General features: G+C 70.3%; 12 protein-coding genes. 5 read left to right on the forward strand and 7 right to left on the reverse strand.

All coding sequences use genetic code 11. From position 1 onward, the window contains the following. Window positions 1-109: 109 nt before the first annotated feature. The 5 genes from IMZ11_RS40880 to IMZ11_RS40900 all read right to left on the reverse strand — a co-directional run bounded on the left by IMZ11_RS40880 (window position 110) and on the right by IMZ11_RS40900 (window position 4,631). Window positions 110-703 (reverse strand): copper chaperone PCu(A)C, encoded by a 594-nt coding sequence (locus IMZ11_RS40880; protein ID WP_228648667.1) that lies wholly within the window; start codon window positions 701-703, stop codon window positions 110-112. A gap of 354 nt (window positions 704-1,057) precedes the next feature. After that, window positions 1,058-1,630, reverse strand: coding sequence for an MFS transporter (locus tag IMZ11_RS40885; protein WP_228648670.1), 573 nt, complete (start codon window positions 1,628-1,630; stop codon window positions 1,058-1,060). Between the two features lie 87 nt (window positions 1,631-1,717). Beyond that, on the reverse strand, window positions 1,718-3,010 hold the full coding sequence (locus IMZ11_RS40890) for an ArsB/NhaD family transporter (protein WP_228648672.1): 1,293 nt from the start codon (window positions 3,008-3,010) through the stop codon (window positions 1,718-1,720). Further along, window positions 3,007-3,450 carry a CBS domain-containing protein gene (locus IMZ11_RS40895; protein ID WP_228648674.1) on the reverse strand — a complete coding sequence of 148 codons (444 nt, stop codon included), beginning with the start codon at window positions 3,448-3,450 and terminating at the stop codon, window positions 3,007-3,009. Before IMZ11_RS40895 ends, IMZ11_RS40890 begins: the two co-directional genes overlap by 4 nt. A 134-nt stretch (window positions 3,451-3,584) precedes the next feature. Continuing rightward, entirely contained in the window at window positions 3,585-4,631 is a 1,047-nt protein-coding gene (locus tag IMZ11_RS40900; protein ID WP_228648676.1) for a PP2C family protein-serine/threonine phosphatase, read from the reverse strand. Window positions 4,632-5,051: 420 nt separating this feature from the next. On the opposite strand from IMZ11_RS40900, the gene IMZ11_RS40905 reads away from it, so the two are divergent. Beyond that, window positions 5,052-6,830: a bis-aminopropyl spermidine synthase family protein gene (locus tag IMZ11_RS40905; protein ID WP_228648678.1), complete on the forward strand. Its 1,779-nt coding sequence runs from the start codon at window positions 5,052-5,054 to the stop codon at window positions 6,828-6,830. A gap of 58 nt (window positions 6,831-6,888) precedes the next feature. Here IMZ11_RS40905 and pgm read toward each other — a convergent pair whose 3' ends face one another. Further along, window positions 6,889-8,529 (reverse strand): phosphoglucomutase (alpha-D-glucose-1,6-bisphosphate-dependent), encoded by a 1,641-nt coding sequence (gene pgm, locus IMZ11_RS40910; protein WP_228648680.1) that lies wholly within the window; start codon window positions 8,527-8,529, stop codon window positions 6,889-6,891. Between the two features lie 141 nt (window positions 8,530-8,670). Further along, window positions 8,671-9,081: an alpha/beta fold hydrolase gene (locus tag IMZ11_RS40915; protein WP_228648682.1), complete on the reverse strand. Its 411-nt coding sequence runs from the start codon at window positions 9,079-9,081 to the stop codon at window positions 8,671-8,673. Between IMZ11_RS40915 and IMZ11_RS40920 the strand changes: the two genes are divergently transcribed. The 4 genes from IMZ11_RS40920 (at window position 9,080) to IMZ11_RS40935 (ending at window position 11,783) form a co-directional block, all read left to right on the forward strand. Next, window positions 9,080-10,018 (forward strand): helix-turn-helix transcriptional regulator, encoded by a 939-nt coding sequence (locus IMZ11_RS40920; protein WP_228648684.1) that lies wholly within the window; start codon window positions 9,080-9,082, stop codon window positions 10,016-10,018. The genes IMZ11_RS40915 and IMZ11_RS40920 overlap by 2 nt on opposite strands. 59 nt (window positions 10,019-10,077) lie before the next feature. Continuing rightward, window positions 10,078-10,515, forward strand: coding sequence for a hypothetical protein (locus IMZ11_RS40925; protein WP_228648686.1), 438 nt, complete (start codon window positions 10,078-10,080; stop codon window positions 10,513-10,515). Between the two features lie 14 nt (window positions 10,516-10,529). Then, window positions 10,530-10,763, forward strand: a complete 234-nt coding sequence (locus IMZ11_RS40930; RefSeq protein WP_228648688.1) for a holin — start codon at window positions 10,530-10,532, stop codon at window positions 10,761-10,763. A 252-nt stretch (window positions 10,764-11,015) separates the two neighbouring features. Continuing rightward, window positions 11,016-11,783: a hypothetical protein gene (locus IMZ11_RS40935; protein ID WP_228648691.1), complete on the forward strand. Its 768-nt coding sequence runs from the start codon at window positions 11,016-11,018 to the stop codon at window positions 11,781-11,783. Window positions 11,784-11,865 lie beyond the last annotated feature (82 nt).

Below are 11,865 nucleotides of genomic sequence, written 5' to 3' on the forward strand. Positions count from 1 at the left end.
GAGGTGGAGGGGGAACCGGCGGGCGCGCACGCGGCGAGGGCGCCGACCGCAGTGGCGGCGCCTCCCGCGAGCAGTCCCCGCCGGCTCAGTCGGGGTTCACTCATGTCGATCAGCCGTGGTCCTCGCTCGTGCCGCCGGCGCTCTCCGAGTGCCCGCCGGAGTGATCCGTACCGGGCTGGTAGTTCTCCTTGCCGCCGGCGAACTCCTTGCCGATGGCGGTGAAGTCGAGCGTTCCGCCGTCCTTGAAGGTGAGCGTGAAGGTGATCTCGTCACCGGGCTTCACCTGCTTCGTGACGCCCATCAGCATGATGTGGTCGCCACCCGGCTCCAACTGGTGCGTGCCGTGGGCGGGGATCACGAAGCCGCCCTCCTTCGCGCGCATGACCATCTTCCCCCCGGAGTCCACGACCTCGTGCAGCTCGACGTCCGGCGACAACGGGGACGTCGCGGAGACCACGGTCACGTCGGCGTCACCGTTGTTGACCAGGGTGCCGAAGGCCGCCGTCATGCCCGACTCGGTGCCCTTCACCCAGGGATCCGTTACGGAGATCGCGGATCCGGCGGTGACCGCCGGGGTGGCGGCCGGGGTGGCGGCGTCGGGCTGGACGGCGGCCCGGGTCTCGGGCTGGGCGGCGGGCTGCGAACCACAGGCGCCGACCATGGCGACGAGGATCACGGCGGGAGCGATGCGGCGAAGGAACATCGTTGTTGCCTTTCTTCGGCCCGGCTGGGCGTACCGAGGGCGCCTCGGCTCCGCCGTACCGGATGGTGAGCTTGTCAGGAGAGCGATCCGCCAGGTGGCGCGATCGCGGCCGGTCGCCGAACGTGCGGACCGGCCGTGCGAACGGGATCGGCGACGCGCGTTGACGGGCTACACGACGTGGGCGCGGAACCTGCTCCGATCAGTGGGGCACCGGGGACCGGGCGAGGATCGGTGACTACGGCGTACGCGTACATGGCCGATCGAGACTCGGCTGTCCGACTCGGCTGTCGGACTCGGCGAAGCGGCGCGGTGGTCGTGTGCGGTGGTCGTGTGCGGTGGTCCTGTGCGCGTGAGTCAGCGTGACGTGAGTGCGACGCCCATGGGCGGGCCACGGCGGCTCACTGCGTGCCGCAGCGACCGGGTGCGGAGGATCTCCGGCTCGGTGGACCGGGAGGCGTGGAACGGCGTGAGAGCCGGGGCCGGCAGGACGTCCAGCAGGAGGCACAGCCGGGCCGCGAGCCGCCGCAGCAGCGACCACAGCATGGCCTCGCCGTGGGACAGCCACAACGCCGTCAGGCCGACGGCCCAGCCGTGCATGACCAGCATGCCGACGCCCGGCACCAGTCCGGAGTGAAGGTGCGCCCCGGCCTCGGCGTACGGCGTCGCGTCGCCGGCGGAGGACACGCTCACGGAGAACAGCAGGTGCATTGCGACCTGGAGGCCGCCGAGAAGCGGCAGGATCACGGCCAGCCCGCGTTCCCGGCCGGTCCACGGAAGCGCGGCGGCGAACGCGAGGATCAGCCCTACGACGACCCGGGGCCCGGAGAGCGTTCCTCCGGCGAACAGGTGCGCCAGAACGCCCAGCCCGACGCACACCGCGGCGAAGGCCGTGGTACGCGCGAGTCGGAAAGGCGTCAGGACGGACATAGTGTCGTTATCGTCCCATGAGGATCCGCCGGTCCCCCAACCGCTCCCATGAATCGGCGAAGATCGTCCGCTGCGTTGTCCGGCCGCTCACATCAGGTAGCGGAACCACAGGTACGGCGTGGAGATCGCGACCGTGACGAGGGTGACGATCAGTCCGTATTTGGTGAACTGCCAGAAGCTGATCGGCGTACGGTTGCGCGCGGCGATGCCGAGGACGACGACGTTCGCGGCGGCGCCGACGGCGGTGGCGTTGCCGCCGAGGTCGGCGCCGAGCGCCAGGGCCCACCACAGCGCCCGCGCCGGGCCGTTGCCGCCGTTCGCCTGTACGAGATCGGCCACGATCGGGCTCATCGTCGCCACATAAGGGATGTTGTCCACGACCGCCGACAGTGCCGCCGACGCCCAGAGCAGCAGCATCGTGGCGAATCCGAGCCGGCCCTCGGTGGCCCCGACCGCCGCCTCGGAGATCTTCCCGATGACACCGGTCTCGACCAGCGCGCCCACCATGACGAACAGCCCGGCGAAGAACACCAGCGTGGGCCACTCGACCTCGCGGATCGCCTCCTCCGTGGTGACCCGGGTCGCGGCGACCAGCACCCCGGCCCCGAGGAGCGCCACCACGGAGGGCTCGTAGTGCAGCACCGGATGCAGCACGAACGCGACCATCACCAGCGCGAGCACGACGAGGCTCTGCCACAGCAGCCTGCGGTCGGCGATCGCCTCACGCTCGTTCAGCGCCATGATCTCCGCCGCCCGGTCGGGGTCGTACCGGAACGCGTTCCTGAACATGATCCGGCACAGCCCGATGAACGCCAGGAGCAGGACCACGACGAGCGGGGCGAGATCGGCCAGGAAGTCGTTGAACGTCAGCCCGCCCCTGCTGGCGATGATGATGTTGGGCGGATCTCCGACCAGGGTGGCCGTGCCGCCGATGTTGGACGCCATCGCCTCGGCGATGAGGAACGGCGCGACGTTCAGCGCGAGCCGTTCGCAGACGAGGAACGTGACCGGGGCGATCAGCAGCACCGTCGTCACGTTGTCGAGCAGCGCGGAGGCGCAGGCGGTGATCACGACCAGCAGCACCATGAGCCGGAACGGACGGCCCCGCGCCCGCTTGGCCGCCCAGATCGCCAGGTACTCGAAGACGCCCGTCTGCTTCAGCACTCCGACGATGATCATCATGCCGAGGAGCAGGAAGATGACGTTCCAGTCGATCCCCGTGTGCTCGGAGAAGAACGCCGACGGTGCTCCGGTGGCGTGGATGAGCAGCATGATCCCCGCGCCGCCGAGCGCCGCCGCGACCCGGTGGATCCGCTCCGTCGCGATCAGCGCGTACGTGCAGACGAAGGCCACCACCGTCAGCCAGGCGGTGACCGTCATGAGGCGAGGGCCCGGTCCAGCAGGGTCTGCAGCGTGACGGCTCCGAGCAGCCTGCCCCCGCTGACGACCGCGACCAGCGGGCTGCGGGTGCGCGCCATCAGCGCGGCGATCTCCAGCACCGTGGCGTCCGGGTCGGTGACCGGCAGTTCGCGCGGCTCCTCCGGCAGGCACTCCCGGACGGTACGGCCGGCGAGCGCGCGCAGGAACGCGTCGGCGTGCGCCTCGTCCACGACACGGGCGAGGGCCGGATCGTCCTGGCAGTAGCGCGGAACGGCCAGCCGCAGCACCTGCGTTCCCGGCAGGACCGTGCGCGGCCGCCCTCGCTCGTCGATCACTATCAGGCCGGGGAGATCCTGGTCCGCGAGTAACCGGGCCGCTTCGATCATCGGGGTGTCGAGGGTGACGGTCGGGAAGTCGGCGGTGAGATCGCGAGCTCGCATCGGGGGCACTCCGGGGTCGGTGAGGTCAGCGCCGACCAGACTTCCCGGCTCACCTCCCGGAAACCTATCAACCCGCCACCCGCCGGAGGAAGTGGGTGTCCGGGGCGGGGATGCCGCGGCGGCAGGCGATCGGGTCAGAACCTCCGGCAGCGGAGCAGGAGCATGGCCGCGTCGTCGTGCAGCGGGGCGTCCACGTGCGCGACCAGGTCGACGCGGAGCGACTCCAGCGCCACCTCGGGGTCGTCCTCCTTCAGCAGGTGGGCCCGGTCGGCGAGCGGATAGAACCGGCCCGCGCGGTCCCGTGCCTCGATGACGCCGTCGGTGTAGAGGAGGACCTGGTCGCCCGTACCGAACGGGATCTGGGACGGGGTCGGCCCCGGCACCTCCAGTACGGCGAGGCCGAGCGGCGGCGCGAAGGTGTCCGGTTCGACGAAGGCGGTCCCACCGTCCGCCCGGATGATCAGCGGCGCCGGATGGCCATAGTTGAGCAGGGTCAACGTGCCGTCGGGGTGGGCCTCGGCCAGGATCGCGGTGACGAAGTCCTCCCCCGTCAGGCGCCGGTTGAGCGCCTTCTCCACGCGGGCGCTGACCCCGAGGAGATCCGGCTCGTCGTGCGCGGCCTCCCGGAACGCGCCGAGGACCAGCGCCGCGGTCTCCACGGCCTCCAGGCCCTTGCCCTGGACGTCGCCGACGATCACTCGCACGCCGCTCGGGCCGGTGACCACCTCGTACAGGTCGCCGCCTATGCGCGCCTCCGCCGCCGCCGACGTGTAGGAGACGGCCGCGCGCAGGTGTCCCGCCCTGCGGGGAACCGGGCGCAGCAGTACGCGTTGCGCGACCTCGGCGACGGATCGCACGTTGGCGAGCTCGCGCTCGCGCCGCTGCCGCCCGGCGGTGGCCAGGATGCTGGCGGCGGTCACGCCGCTGATGGAGATGAGGCTCAGGTCGCTCTCGGGGGCGCGCAGCAGGTCGTTGTAGAGGGCGAGCAGCAGGGAGAGCACCAGCGCGATGAGCCCGATCAACACGGTACGGCGAATGCCGCCCACCAGGCTCGCGAACGCCGGGCCGATGGCCAGGAGCGAGAGGAAGACGTACTGGGAGCCGGCCAGGATGTCGGCGGCGGCGATGATGCCCATCATCGCGAAGGGCAGCATCGCCATCAGGGGCTGCGTTCGGGTCACGCGGGCTCGGGTCACGCGGGCTCCGGCCGCCGGCTCCGGTCGGAACGGATGAACCCTGGCTGGCGATTCTGGCGCTGCGTCACTGTGTGCCTCCGATATGTCGCCGAACGCGGTCGCCTGCTGACCAGGCCCTCCCCCGCGCGCGCCGCCGTCACTGTAACAAGCGAGGTCATCCCAGAACAGGTGATACGTCCCCTGGGCTCCCAGGTTGGGAACCGGGAACGGCGGTCCTCCGGGAGGCCGGGCCGGACCGTTCGCGCGGGATTTGCGCGGCCCCGGCCCCGATGGCCCGCGCGCCTCCCCGGCCTGCCAGTACGTCCGTCATGCGCCAAGGATAGATCGTCTGCCTGGCTGCTCCCACCGGGAGTGGCGCGCATGGGCACGGACGGGGACCGTCGGCACCGTCGATAGGGTGACCAGGTGGATCAGGGCAGATACCAGGGCGCGGGTCACGGCACGGATCACGGCACGGATCGGAGTCCGGATCGCCGTGAGGACCACGGCCGGGACCACCGTACGGATCTTGGCGGCCGGGAGGCGTTGCGGGAGTTGCTCTCCGGAGTGGACGCGCGGCGGTTCCGGCTGGCCCTGACCCTGCTGTGCGACGGCCGCTGGTGGACGCTGGCCGATCTCGTCCGGGCCACCGCCACCTCCAGGCGGGGTGTCGAGGCGCTTCTTCGCGAGGTCGCGACCGAACGGTCCGGCGAGCGGTTCCGGCCGGTCCCGGAGGAGGCCCGCGCCTGCCGTGAGCTGCTCGGGGACGAGCCCGTCACGGCGCCGGTCCTGCCCGCCGACCCGGTCGGCCACCTGCTCCCCCACCACACGGAGTCGGTCGAGCTGATGGAGCGGCTGATCGCGGGGGCGCCGCGCGGCCTGCACGTCCTGGACCATGTGGCGGCGACGCCGGAAACGGTCGTACGCCGGGCGTTGCTCCTCGGCGCGAGGTTCTGGCTGCCGGGCGCGCGGCTGCTGTGCGTGGGCGACCACGACCTGACCTCGCTCGCGGTCGCGCTGCTCCACCCGGACGTCGAGGTGACCGTGGTCGACATCGACGAGCGCATCCTCGCCTACATCGGCGAGCAGGCCGCGCGTCTCGGCCTCGACGTGCGGACCCGCTGGGCGGATCTGCGTCTCGGCCTGCCGCCCTCGGTCCACGACCACGCCGACCTCGCCATCACCGATCCGCCGTACACGCCCGAGGGCATCGGCCTGTTCGTCGCCCGTGCCTGCGAGGGGCTGCGGGATGTGGAGCAGGGCCGGATCCTCCTGGCGTACGGCGCGAGCGAGCGCACGCCGATGCTCGCGCTGAAGGTCCAGAACGCGCTCCACGACCTCAATCTCGCCTATGAGGCGATGTATCCAGACTTCAATCAGTACTTCGGGGCGGAGGCCATCGGCTCGGCCGCCGACCTGTACGTCCTGCGTCCGACGACCAAGACCCGGCCCGCCGTGGCCGCGCGCACCGAGCGCTTCGCCACCGCGATCTACACCCAGGGGCCCCAGGCGGTGGAGTCCCGGGCGGTGGAGCCGGGGCGGGCGGAGCCTCTGGCGGCCGGACCGTCCGCGGGCACCGTGGACGCGCCGGCGGAGTTCGCTCCGGGGGTCCTGGTGGGTGAATGGCCCAAGGACGTGCTCCCCCGGGTCCCCCGGGCCCGACTGTCCACCTGGCTGGCCAAGCCGTACGCCGCCGCGCCGGAACGCGTGGCGATAGCCGTACCGGCCGGGCTGGAAGGCGCGCTGCCCCGGCTGCTGCTCGCCGCCCGGGCACACCACGTACGGGCCTTTCTGGGTGGATCTCCGGGAGACCTCGCGGCGCTGTCCGAGCTGCTCTCACCGGTCTACGAGGTCACCGCGCACGGCCACGTCCTCGACGCGGTACGGCGGCCCCGTCCCGGCGAGGGCCGGAGCGAGGACCGGAGCGAGGACCAGGGCGCGGGCGAGGGACGGGACGTGGACGACGCCACCGACGTGATCCTGCGCCGGATCCTGGACAACGCCCACGGCAAGCTGGCCAACACCTGGCGTGAGGCGCTGACCAGGCTGCCGGGCGGGCCGACCAAGAAGCAGGCTCGCTCGATCGTCGCCGCCGTCGCTCCGTGGTCGGCCGACGTCACTCCCCTGGAGTTGCCCGCGCACCGGTTGCGCGAGCTGCGTTCCGCCGTGTCCTCCTCACTGCGTTCCGTCGCCGGCACGGCCTGAACCGACCGCGTAACCGCCCGAGGTCTGCGGCTCCGCGTCACGAAACACGCCGCAAGGTCTAGGCTCGCAGAGCGGCGCTGACCAGTTCGCGGGCCTCATCCTGCACCTGCGCGAGGTGCTCGGGTCCGTGGAACGACTCGGCGTAGATCTTGTACACGTCCTCGGTGCCCGAGGGGCGGGCCGCGAACCACGCGTTGGTTGTGCAGACCTTGAGCCCGCCGATGGGCGCTCCGTTGCCGGGCGCGGTCGTGAGCACCTCGTTGATCGACTCTCCCGCAAGGGTGTCGGCGGTGACCTGGTCGGCGGACAACCTGGACAGGATCGCCTTCTCCTCGCGGGTCGCGGGCGCGTCCACCCGCGCGTACGCCGGGTTCCCGAACCGGGCGATCAGGTCGGCGTAGAGCATGCTGGGCGAGCGCCCGGTGACGGCGATGATCTCCGCGGCGAGCAGGGCCATGATGATGCCGTCCTTGTCGGTGGTCCACACCGACCCGTCGCGGCGGAGGAAGGACGCGCCCGCGCTCTCCTCGCCGCCGAACCCGAGCGACCCGTCGAGCAGGCCGGGCACGAACCACTTGAACCCGACCGGGACCTCGACGAGGCGGCGGTTCAGATCGGCGGCGACCCGGTCGATCATGCTGCTGCTGACCAGGGTCTTGCCGATTCCGGCCTCCGCCCGCCAGCCGGGCCGGTGGCCGAACAGGTAGGAGATCGCCGCGGCAAGGAAGTGGTTGGGGTTCAGCAGTCCGGCGTCGGGGGTGACGATGCCGTGCCGGTCGGCGTCGGCGTCGTTGCCGGTGGACACGTCGTACGCGTCCCGCCCCGCGATCAGGGACGCCATCGCGTGCGGCGAGGAGCAGTCCATCCGGATCTTCCCGTCCCAGTCGAGCGTCATGAACCGCCAGGTCGGATCGACGAGGGGGTTCACCACGGTCAGGTCCAGCCGGTGCCGCTCCGCGATCTCCCCCCAGTACGCGACGGACGCGCCACCGAGCGGGTCGGCGCCGATGCGGACGCCCGCGTTCCTGATCGCGTCCAGGTCGAGCACCGATCCGAGGTCGTCCACGTACGCCGCGAGGAAGTCGTACCGGCCGGTCGTGTCGGCCGCGAGCGCCCGCGCGTACGGCACGCGCCTGACCTCCTTCAGCCCTCCGGCGATCAGCGCGTTGGCGCGGTCCTGGATCCACGACGTGGCGTCGGTGTCCGCCGGTCCCCCGTTCGGCGGGTTGTACTTGAAGCCGCCGTCCGGCGGCGGGTTGTGCGACGGGGTCACCACGACGCCGTCCGCGAGACCCGTCGTACGGCCGCGGTTGTGGGTCAGGATGGCGTGCGAGACGGCGGGGGTCGGCGTGTAGCCGTCCCTGCTGTCGATCAGCACGGTGACCCCGTTGGCGGCGAAGACCTCCAGCGCGGACGCCCGGGCCGGCTCGGACAGGGCGTGCGTGTCGGCGCCGAGGAACAGCGGCCCGTCCACGCCCTTGCTCGCCCTGAACTCGCAGATCGCCTGGCTCGTCGCGAGGATGTGGTCCTCGTTGAATGCCGCGTTCAGCGCCGAACCGCGATGTCCCGAGGTCCCGAAGGACACCCGCTGCGCCACCTGCTCGGGATCGGGATGCAGCGTGTAGTACGCCGTCACCAGACGGGCGACGTCGACGAGGTCGGACGGCCGCGCGGGCAGTCCTGCGCGCTCATGGACCATGGGCTGCTCACACTCCTACACGTTGGCTAGGGCAAAACGGGCACATACCCGACAGTCTGCCGTACCCGATCCTTGAGCCCTGTCTGGCGCCGCTCTTCGATGTACTGGAGGACGCGGGCGGCTTGCGTTCGACCTCGCTGGTCAGCGGGCGAGCGCTGCCGCGACGGCGGTGGCGAACCCGTCGACGTTGTCGATCATGATGTTGTGCCCGCAGTCGGGGATCGGTACGGTCCGGACCCCGTTGCCGGCAAGCTCGGCCGCGCCGGGAAGCGGTCCGTCGGCCGCCGGGTACAGCACCGTCCGGGGGAGCCGAAGGTTCAACAGGGTCTGCCGCATCGTCGCCGCCCAGTGCGGCCCCGCCGACTCCAGAACGGGTTCCCAGCCCTCCTCGAGGAATTCCTCCTCGCTGTAGCCAACCATCTTCCATGGGGACGTCGTCGGATCGGGTGTGTGGTGGTCGAGGTGGCTGTCGACCAGGACCAGCCGTCCCACCAGATGCGGGTGCCGGTCGGCGAGGAGGATGGCGACCCCTCCTCCCATGAGGACGGACATGCTGGAACTCGCTATCCTCGGCTTCCTCTACGAGGAGGCGCTCCACGGCTATGAGCTCCGTACCCGCCTCGCCGCCCTGACCGGCCATGTGCGACCCATCGCCGACGGCACCCTCTACCCGGCGATCAAGCGCCTGGAACGAGCCGGCCTGCTCGAACGCGAGACGCGGCCGGGGTCCGTCGCGGCCCCGAGGCACATCCTCATCCTGACTCCGGACGGCCGGAGCGAACTCCTGCGCCGCCTACGGGAACCCGACGAACTCTTCATCACCGACGAGAACCGCTGGTTCACCATGCTGGCGTTTCTCCGCCACCTCGGCGACCCCGCCGAACAGGCGGCGGTCCTTCAGCGCAGGCTCACGTTCCTGACCCAGCCGGCGAGTTTCTTCTGGGACAGGGACCGACCGCTGCGAGCCGCGGACTTCGACGATCCGTTCCGCAAGGGACTGCTCACCATCGCCACCGCCACCAGCCGTACGGAGATCCGTTGGCTCCGGGATACCATCGGCGACCTCACCGCCCAGCCCTGGCAAGACCTGCGGGCGTACTGGATGCGCCGGATGTACCGCCACAGGATCGCCCGCACCTGCGCGTACGTCGGGGCCGTGGTGACGAGGAATCCTTCTCCGGGCGGGTGCGTGTCGAGCCACCATCCGGCCGCGAGAGACGCGGTGTGGGAATTGCCGACGCCGTGCCCTGACTGGACGGCCGTTCGCCGGCTGCCCCGGACAGCCAACGGATCCGGGCGCAACTCTGGCCACTACGCCGTGCTCGGCCTGGTCGGCAACACCGGGCTCGTCGAACCCAGCGACGACATGCTGCTCGGCATCCTCGACGCGATCGCGTGGCTGCGGCGCGAGGGCGGCGCCGGTCGCGAGATCGAGGGCCACCGCGACGGCTACGCGACGGACTGCCCCGGGCCCGCGCTGTACACCTGAGTCCGCCCCGCCCGTCCACGGCACCAACGCCTGCACCGCAGCCCGCGAAGGAGGAAGAGATGCCCGAGATCGTGTCCCTCGGCCTGTCCAACGAGGTCGTCATCCCGGTCGGCGAGAACTACCAGCCGTGGTGGACCGCAGAGTGGTGCGACACCGTGAGCTGGCACCCGGCCGGCGGCCAGTCCATCGCCCCGTCCGTGGACGTGTGGGCGGATATCGCCGCGCACGTCGCGCTGGCTGGTCTGGCGCCCGGCGAGGCGGTCGAGCTCGGCCTGACGCGCCACCTGGCCGATGGGTCGCTCGCGGACATCGCCTGGCCGAACGGGCAGCTCCGGACCGTGTACGCGGACTCCGCTGGTCGTGTCGAGGCGGACGTCACGGGTCAGTTCAAGCTGTCCGCGGCCAACCGCGGCCGCCTCACCATCCGGCACCCCTCGGCAGGGGCGGTCCGAATGGAGACGGCGTCGCTGTTCAAGGCGATCCTTCACCGCTACTGAGTAAGGAGATCAACATGCGGTTACTCAACGGCCTCTTCTGGCTGGACGCCGCGGAGCGCGGTGTCCGGGCTGCCGCCGCGACCGCCCTGGGCTTGCTCAGCGGCGAGGGTCTCGGCCTGCTCGACGTCGCGTGGGGCTCTGTCGCGTCGGCCGCTGTCCTGGCCGCCGTCGCGAATCCGCTCGCCTCGGTCGTGGCCAGCCGGACCGGCGACTCGACCACCGCGGGGTTCACCACCGACTCGCGCTGATCTGGCCGCACATACGACGATGCCCACGCCCATCGAGGGCGGGGGCGTTCTCTCGCTGCTCCCACATCCGGAGGGTGGCCTCGGCTCTCAGATGCTGCACCGCTATTAATTGCATTCATAACTAATAGTCTATGGATCCCGCCGTCTTACTTATGACCGGAATCCTTGTACTCTTCGCTAGAGCGTGAGACCATTCGATGGCGATTATTCCATAACGTTTCAGACCACCGCCTACAACTCGATAGGGGTCTTATGAAACTGCGTCATCGACTTCGGCGATGGACAATTGCAACACTCGCCGTTACTGTCGCCACGGTAGTCAGCAGCGCGGGCCCGGCCCACGCCAGCGACACTACCTTTCCCTTCACATATGGCAACAACGGCGATAAGCCGCTGGTCGGCAACTTCGATTATGCGGACTTTGCCGACGAAGTGGGCGTCTACCGTCCGAGCAACCAGACATTCTACGCCCGCGACGCCGACGGCGCGACCACCACACCCTACCCAATGGGCAACGCCGGCGACATTCCTATCGTCGGCGACTGGGACGCCGACCTGTATCTCACCGACTCTTGGGGAGTCTACCGGCCGAGCAACCAGACGTTCTATTTCCAGCACTCTCGCAACCCGGTCTTCTTCGGCAATCCGGGCGATGTTCCCATCGTCGGCGACTGGGACGGTGACTACCGCGACGACATCGGAGTGTTCCGGCCATCCACCGGCATGTGGTATTTCGAGCACACAGAGGATCCATTCCAGTTCGGCCAGAGCGGTGACATCCCGCTCGTGGGTGATTGGTGCGGAAACGACCGGGAAGAGTTCGGGATCTACCGCCCGAGCAAAGCGGCCTTCCTCTTCCTGTACCCGGACGGCTCCACATCCGGCTGGATCCCCTTCGGCAACAGCGGCGACAAGCCGTTGATCGGTCGCTGGACAGAGGGCCAGCTCTACGACAACTACGGCGTCTACCGCCCGAGCACTCGGACGTTCTACGGCGGTCCGGAAGTCCCCGGCTGCTAACTACGTCCGCCTCCTGCTAGTGCCGCATCAGCTGGGGTTTGCCCCGTTTCGTGGCGACACGCCGATCAAGGTCCCACCGCGA

The sequence above is a fragment of the Microtetraspora sp. AC03309 genome, assembly GCF_020826795.1.
GTDB classification, from domain to species: Bacteria; Actinomycetota; Actinomycetes; order Streptosporangiales; family Streptosporangiaceae; genus Microtetraspora; species Microtetraspora glauca.

Bases quoted from the DNA above. Each gene is read 5' to 3' on its own strand.
- IMZ11_RS40880 (WP_228648667.1), bottom strand. From the start codon at position 703: ATGTTCCTTCGCCGCATCGCTCCCGCCGTGATCCTCGTCGCCATGGTC.
- IMZ11_RS40885 (WP_228648670.1), bottom strand. From the start codon at position 1,630: ATGTCCGTCCTGACGCCTTTCCGACTCGCGCGTACCACGGCCTTCGCC.
- IMZ11_RS40890 (WP_228648672.1), bottom strand. From the start codon at position 3,010: ATGACGGTCACCGCCTGGCTGACGGTGGTGGCCTTCGTCTGCACGTAC.
- IMZ11_RS40895 (WP_228648674.1), bottom strand. From the start codon at position 3,450: ATGCGAGCTCGCGATCTCACCGCCGACTTCCCGACCGTCACCCTCGAC.
- pgm (WP_228648680.1), bottom strand. From the start codon at position 8,529: ATGGTCCATGAGCGCGCAGGACTGCCCGCGCGGCCGTCCGACCTCGTC.
- IMZ11_RS40920 (WP_228648684.1), top strand. From the start codon at position 9,080: ATGCTGGAACTCGCTATCCTCGGCTTCCTCTACGAGGAGGCGCTCCAC.
- IMZ11_RS40915 (WP_228648682.1), bottom strand. From the start codon at position 9,081: ATGTCCGTCCTCATGGGAGGAGGGGTCGCCATCCTCCTCGCCGACCGG.
- IMZ11_RS40925 (WP_228648686.1), top strand. From the start codon at position 10,078: ATGCCCGAGATCGTGTCCCTCGGCCTGTCCAACGAGGTCGTCATCCCG.
- IMZ11_RS40930 (WP_228648688.1), top strand. From the start codon at position 10,530: ATGCGGTTACTCAACGGCCTCTTCTGGCTGGACGCCGCGGAGCGCGGT.
- IMZ11_RS40935 (WP_228648691.1), top strand. From the start codon at position 11,016: ATGAAACTGCGTCATCGACTTCGGCGATGGACAATTGCAACACTCGCC.